At 66.9% G+C, this 6,684-nt stretch carries 6 protein-coding genes; 1 reads left to right on the forward strand and 5 read right to left on the reverse strand.

Annotation, left to right across the window (positions count from 1 at the left end; translation table 11 throughout):
• Nucleotides 1-1,596 (reverse strand): caspase family protein (locus tag EOA33_RS19485; RefSeq protein WP_245482377.1); only part of this gene is annotated, 1,596 nt, incomplete at its 3' end.
• Between the two features lie 152 nt (nucleotides 1,597-1,748).
• The gene (locus tag EOA33_RS19490) at nucleotides 1,749-2,318 is read right to left on the reverse strand and encodes an NADPH-dependent FMN reductase (RefSeq protein WP_127406324.1); all 570 of its coding nucleotides are present in this window, start codon (nucleotides 2,316-2,318) and stop codon (nucleotides 1,749-1,751) included.
• Nucleotides 2,319-2,519: 201 nt separating this feature from the next.
• Between EOA33_RS19490 and EOA33_RS19495 the strand changes: the two genes are divergently transcribed.
• Nucleotides 2,520-3,893, forward strand: a complete 1,374-nt coding sequence (locus EOA33_RS19495; RefSeq protein WP_126056897.1) for a cytochrome P450 — start codon at nucleotides 2,520-2,522, stop codon at nucleotides 3,891-3,893.
• A 20-nt stretch (nucleotides 3,894-3,913) separates the two neighbouring features.
• Here the strand turns inward: EOA33_RS19495 and EOA33_RS19500 are convergent, their stop codons facing one another.
• From EOA33_RS19500 to EOA33_RS19510, 3 genes are all read right to left on the reverse strand, one after another.
• Nucleotides 3,914-4,888: a complex I NDUFA9 subunit family protein gene (locus EOA33_RS19500; protein WP_126056896.1), complete on the reverse strand. Its 975-nt coding sequence runs from the start codon at nucleotides 4,886-4,888 to the stop codon at nucleotides 3,914-3,916.
• A gap of 120 nt (nucleotides 4,889-5,008) precedes the next feature.
• On the reverse strand, nucleotides 5,009-5,461 hold the full coding sequence (locus tag EOA33_RS19505; protein ID WP_126056895.1) for a DoxX family protein: 453 nt from the start codon (nucleotides 5,459-5,461) through the stop codon (nucleotides 5,009-5,011).
• Nucleotides 5,462-5,863: 402 nt separating this feature from the next.
• A partial coding sequence (locus EOA33_RS19510) for an Ldh family oxidoreductase (protein ID WP_127406325.1) occupies nucleotides 5,864-6,684 on the reverse strand: 821 nt, incomplete at its 5' end.

The raw sequence follows: 6,684 nt of genomic DNA on the forward strand, positions 1-6,684 counted from the left end.
GGCCTGCGCGGCGCCGGCCAGGTTGCCTTGCGTCACCAGCACATTGCCGATCTTGTCGTCGTTCATGGCAAGGTCACCGAACCATTCCAGCCGGCCGGGATCGGCCGCGGTCAGCTCGGAAAGCATCGTCCGCGCCGTCTGGTAATTGTCCAGGGCCGCCGGCAGGTCGCCTTGCGTCATCCTGATATTGCCGAGCTTGGTGTGGCTGACGGCGAGGTCGCGCCGCACGCTGGGGTCGGTCTCCTGCCGCACGCGCTGCTCGAGATTGGCCAGCAGCGCCTCGTAGGCGCGGCCGGCGGCGGCGGTGTTGCCGACCGTGATGTAGAGCTTGCCGAGCTCGTCCAGCGTGCGGATCTGGCGGTCGGCATCGTCGAGCTTGAGCGCCGACTGCCCGGCCTCGCCATAGAGCGACAGCACCTCCTCGTAGTCCCTGATCGCCGCGGCGTAGTCGAGGTCGGCGCGCGCCGCGCCCGCCGACAGATAGCGTGTTGCGGCTTCCGACAGTGTGCGGCTGACGAAATTGGCTTTTAGCGCCTTGCGCGAGGTGCTGTCGATCTCGGCCGCCGCCGCGAGTTTTTCACGCGCCGCGTCGAAGGCGCCGAGCGAGAGCTGCTCCTCGGCCTGCCGGCGCAGCGCCGTCACCTGCGGGTCGTCCGAGGCCAGCGTCTTCATCTCGCCGCGCACCTTGACGAAGGCATCCGCCGCCTCGCGCAGCCTGGCGTTCAGGCTCTCGCCCGAAAGATGGCTGGTGTCGGTGCTGATCAGCGCGCCGTAGAGCGGCGCCAGCGGCATGTCGGCGTCGCTGGCGATCTGCTCGACCTCGCCGCGCATTTCCGGCGTCACGTCGGCCATGGCCAGCAGCAGCCGCTCACGTTCCGGCAGCTGTTCCTTGGTCGTGGCGGCGAAGAACAACTGCGGCAGGCCGCTTTCGACATAGGGGAGCTGTTTGCCGCGACTGAGATCGTAGACCTCCTGCTGCACCAGCGTCAGCACCGAGCGGATTTCGAGTCCGTCGGTGCCGAGGTACTTGGTCAGCGCCGCGGTGAAGGGCGAGTTCTGGCCGGATCCGTCAGCGGCCGTCTCGCCGGGCGCCGCGGCAAAGGCGAACAGGATGTTCTCCGCCCGCCCGACGCGGCCGAGACCCGGCCTGATCTTGTCGGCGGCATCCTTGGCCAGCGACGTCGCGCCGCGGCCCTCGCCGCTCGCGCCGGCGAAGGGATCGCTGCGGCAGGCGTCGAGCACGATCAGGCCGACCTTGGCCGTGGCGGCGACCGCTTCGCGCACCTCTTCCAGCGGCAGGCTGGTCTTGTCCAGCGCGGCGAGCGAGGAGGCGTCGGCATCGACGGGCAGCAGCCGGTTATCGCCGGAAATCTCGACGCCATGGCCGGAGAAATAGACCAGCGCCACGTCGGCGCCCTTGGCGTCCTCACGGAAATCGTCGAGCGCGCGGCGCGTGCGGCGCAGGTCCCGGTTGGTCTCGAGCACGACTTCGAAGCCGAGCTTCTTCAGCGACGCTTCCATCGCCTCGCCGTCATTGACGGGGTTCGCAAGCGGCCGGATCAGTCGGTAGTCGTTGTCGGCAATGACCAGCGCCACGCGCCGCTCCGCCAGGGCGGCGGCGCTTGTCCAAAGGATCAGCAATAGCGCAAGAAGAAGACGCAAAGTCCAAACCGCCCCGGCCCGGTACATTTGCGGGAGCATTTCATCTCTTTATGGCGCGAACAAGCCCGGAGCGTATACCGACCGGCCTAGCCGGCTCGCAGCGGCCTCAGCGCCTCGCTCCAGCGGAACAATTCGTCCAACATGGTCCTGGCGCCGTTGAGGACCGGCTCGCCGGGCTGGAAAGCGCCGTTCTTGTCGAGCAGCGTCTTGTAGGCCGCCAGCGCCACACCCTCCGGGATCGGCATCACTCCGACCGCGGTCAGAAGCGGCTTGACCGCTTGCGCCGCGCGCAGGCCACCGGAGACGCCGCCATAGCTGAAGATGGCGGCCGGCTTGTAGCGCCACTCCTTGAGCAGATAGTCGATCGCGTTGACGATCGCGGGAGCCACGAAATAATTGTACTCCGGCGCTACGAAGACGAAAGCGTCGGCGGCGTCGATCGCCTTCGACCATGCCTTCGTGTGCTCCTTCTCGTATCTGGCGAGTCTCGGATGATGCGGCTCGTCCAGCATCGGCAGCTCGAACGCGGCGATGTCGGTCAGCACGGGTTCGAATTTCCCGTGCTCGCGCGCGAAGCCGTCCAGCCATTCAGCGAAGATCGGGCCGGCGCGGCCGGGTCGCGTGCTGCCGATGATGATGTTCAGCCGGTGTTTCAAGGCGGGGCTCCTGCGCTTGGTATCTGTCGGTGACTGCCCCTAAGGCATGCGGCGGTAGGCGGCAAGAAGCCGCGGCGAGCGGACAGTCAGATTCCCGGGAGCGGACATTGCCGAAGGGAGGGCGGTCACGGTCCGGCCCTTCGGCCGCATGGACGCCGGCCCAGGCAACCACTACATTCGAAGGGACAAGCGGAGCAAGCCATGGACACCCAGCCCGCCCCCTTCGTGCCGCCGGCGCCGAAGCCGCGTACCTCGCCGCCGTCGACGCTGGAGATGATGCGCATCGTCTATCGCAATCCGCTCGAACTGTGGGGCGAGCCGACCTACAACCAGCCATGGATCTCGGTGAACGGCATCGGCGGGCCGCTGGTCATCGCCAACGATCCCGGCCTCATCCGCCATGTGCTGGTCGACAATGCCAGGAATTACAAGATGGCGACGGTGCGCCAGATGATCCTGCGCCCGATCCTGCGCGACGGCCTGCTCACCGCCGAAGGCGAGGTGTGGAAGCGCTCGCGCAAGGCGATGGCGCCGGTGTTCACGCCGCGCCACATCTTCGGTTTCGCCCAGCCGATGCTGAAGCGCACGCTGGAGTTCGTCGCCCGCTACGAGGCGGGCGGCACCACCGACATCGCGCACGACATGACGCTGCTCACCTTCGACATCCTTGCCGAGACGCTGTTTTCCGGCGAGATCGCCGGCGAACCCGGCGGCTTCGCCAAGGAGATCGACCGCCTGTTCGAGACCATGGGCCGGGTCGATCCGCTCGACCTCCTGCGCGCTCCGCTATGGCTGCCGCGGCTCACCCGCATCCGCGGCCGCAAGACCATGGCCTATTTCCGCGACATCGTCGCCGGCACGGTGAAGATGCGCGAGGAGCGATTGAAGCGGGACCCCGATCATGTGCCGCAGGACTTCCTCACACTTCTGCTCAAGGCCGAAGGGCCGGACGGGTTGACGCGCTCGGAAGTCGAGGACAACATCATCACCTTCATCGGCGCCGGCCACGAGACGACGGCCCGCGCGCTCGGCTGGACGCTCTATTGCCTGGCCGAGGCGCCATGGGAGCGCGACAAGATTGAGCGCGAGATCGACGACGTGCTGTCGCGGGAGCCCGATCCAACAAAATGGCTGGACGCCATGCCGCTCACCCGCGCTGCCTTCGAGGAGGCGCTCAGGCTCTATCCGCCGGCGCCGTCGATCAACCGCGAGCCGATCGAGCCGGAAACCTGGAACGACCTGCATATACCGAAATATGCCGCCGTACTGGTGATGCCCTGGGTCGTCCACCGCCACCGCAAGCTGTGGGACAGGCCGGATGCCTTCATGCCGGAACGCTTCCATCCGGGAAACCGCGACCGCATCGACCGCTTCCAGTATCTACCCTTCGGCGCCGGCCCGCGCGTCTGCATCGGCGCCAGCTTCGCCATGCAGGAGGCGATCATCGCGCTTGCCATCCTGTTGTCGCGCTTCCGCTTCGACAGCACGCCCGAAACCCACCCATGGCCGGTGCAGAAGCTGACGACGCAGCCGCAAGGCGGCCTGCCGATGCAGGTCACCGTACGCGGTTCATAGCCGCTTGGCTGGTTTCGCGGTCAGGCCGCGGGTTTGCGCTGGAACTGGCCGGCGGCGCGGAAGCGCCAGAGATAGCTCGGCAATATGGTTCCGATCGACTGCGGCTGCAGGCCAAGGCCGGCAAGCGTCCGGCTTTCCCGGGCGGCCTGGTCGGACACAATGTTGTGCGCGCGCAGCTGCAGCACCTGGTCCTTGGTCAGCAGCGGGTTGGGCAGCAGGCCGAGGATCGAGGCTTGCAGGTTCGCCACCCACCACGGCACCGGCACCAGGATCCGCTTGCGGTCGATCACGGTGAGCAGTTCTTCCATGCATTCCTTGAAGGTGAGCACCTGCGGCCCGCCGAGCTCGTAGATGCGGCCGCCTTCGACCTTGCCGTCGACCGAGCGCGCGATGGCTTCGGCGACGTCGCCGACATAGACCGGCTGGAACTTGGTCTGGCCGCCGCCGAGCAGTGGCAGCACCGGCGAAAGGCGCGCCATGTTGGCGAAGCGGTTGAAGAAGCCGTCGTCCGGGCCGAAATTGATCGAGGGCCGGAAGATCACGGCGTCGCTGATCGTCTCCAGCACGGCCTTCTCGCCGAGCGCCTTGGTGCGCGCGTAGACCGACTGCGAATTGAGATCGGCGCCCAGCGCCGAGATGTGGGTGAGGCCGGCGCCGACCGAGCGCGCAGCCTCGGCCACGGCGCGGGCCCCGAAGTCGTGCACGGCGCCGAACTTCTGCCGCCCGCTCTCATGCAATATGGCTACCAGGTTGACGACATGGTCGGCTTCCTGCACGGCGCGGTCGATCGACCAGCGCACGCGCACATTGGCCTGTACCGGCTGGATCTGGCCGACATTGCCGAGCGGCTGCAGATGGCCGGCAAGATCGGGGCGGCGGCAGGCGACCCGGATGCGGTAGCCGCGCTTGGCCAGCGCCCGCACGACATGACGGCCGACAAAGCCGGAGCCGCCGAAGACGACGACGAGCTTTGGGATCTGCAGGATTTCGGTCATGGCTGGCTCCGGCGCGCTTTCCAAGTGGCACTGGCTCTTGGCTGAAGCCGTTTCATAGTCGGTTTCGCGCCAAAGGCAAAGGGCATGCGGAGCCAATCACGAGGCTTGTTTCTGCCCTCGTCAGAACGCCCTGCCGATCCGGGCGTCGACCGATTGGCTGTTGCCGCCGCGGATGACGAAGAAGAGCAGGATCGCCGCCCAGATGAGTGACTTTTCCGCGCCGGAGAAACCCTGGCCCATGCTCATCCAGTGGAACCACACCGTGACCAGGAGCACGATGAGGCCGGCAAACGCGGCCGGACGGGTCAACAGGCCGATGGCGATCAGGATGCCGCCGAAGAATTCGGTGCAGGCAAGCAGCGGCGACCAGAAGGCGCCCGGATAGAAGCCGAGCCCTTCGACCATCTCGGTGGCGCCGAACGGGTCCGTAATCTTCTGCGAGCCGTGGATGGCGAGGAAGATGCCCGCTACTGCGCGCAGGACGGTTTCAGCCGTGTTGTTCAAGGCCGCGTAGAAGCCACCGAGGGCAGGGATGAAAAGTCTCTTGCTCGACATATCGGTACTCGCGGACATCAAGGTCTCCTTTGTTGCGACGATCCCGCAAACGCCCGATTGCGGGAATGCAGTCAAATAAACAAAAGTTGACCAAAAGAAGAATGTTTTATCGCGTCAGGCGTGAAACGCAGAAAACCCCGCCGAAGCGGGGTTTTCCGGGTGACGCACGCACCGAAACAGGGTCTGACGAGACGGCCTGACCTGAGACGGCATCAAGTTCGGCGTGAACAAGCACGCCCGCCCCAGCCCTGAACGCCCGGCACGGCGCCGCCAACCGCAAGCCGCGACAAAGCACCCCTGCGGCTCGCGGTGTGAGATGCTGGAGATGGGTCGCCGCGACGAGCAAAAAGGTTCAGTCGGGTGCGAAAAGCCGCGCCTAAATGCCGGGCTCAGGTAGACCGCGGGGCTCGGGCCGCGAAGTCAGCGGGAGGAATAGCGCTCGGCGAATTCGGAGATGCGCTGGATCACCGCCTTGGGCGCGGTGATGCCGCGCGCCACGGCCTTCTCCGCCGCCTCGGCCCGAGCACGTCCCGGCACATGCACGCCATAGCGGCGGCGCAGCCGGTCGAGCTGGTCACGCATGCGCTGCTCGAAATCGGGGTCGAGCAGCTTGGGCTCGACGGCGAGCACGAAAAGCCCGGTTCCCGGGCTGTCCGGGCCGCCGGTGAACCAGGGCGCGTCAAGCGACCAGTTGGCACCGGAAAGGCCCGCCGCCAGCACCTCGACCATCAGCGCGATGTTGGCGCCGCGCTGGCCGCCAAAGGCGAGCATGGCGCCTTTCATGGCAGCCGCCGGGTCGGTGGTCGGATTGCCGCTGGCGTCCAGCGCCCAGCCCTCGGGGATTTTCCTGCCGTCCTCGGCCGCCTTGCGGATGTTGACGAAGGCGGTGGCGCTTGACGACTGGTCGATGACCAGCGGCGATCCGTCGGCGGCGGGCGCGGCGAACGACATCGGATTGGTGCAGTAGACCGGCTTCACCGAGCCGGAGCCGGCCAGCACCGCCGGCCCGTTGGTGGCGGCGAAGGACACCAGCCCCTGCGCTGCCAGCCGCCCGGTGAAATAGCCGAGCGCGCCGCATGTATAGGCGTTCCTCTGCGAAAAGATGGCGACGCCAAAGAGTTTTGCCGCCTTGGCGAGCTCCTCGATCGTGCGGTCGAAGCCGGTATGGGCGAGGCCGCCGCGCGCGTCGGACAGATAGACGGCGAGCGCCGGCCTGGTGATGACCGGATCGGCATTGCCGT

The sequence above is a fragment of the Mesorhizobium sp. M4A.F.Ca.ET.050.02.1.1 genome, from assembly GCF_003997725.1.
GTDB lineage: Bacteria > Pseudomonadota > Alphaproteobacteria > Rhizobiales > Rhizobiaceae > Mesorhizobium.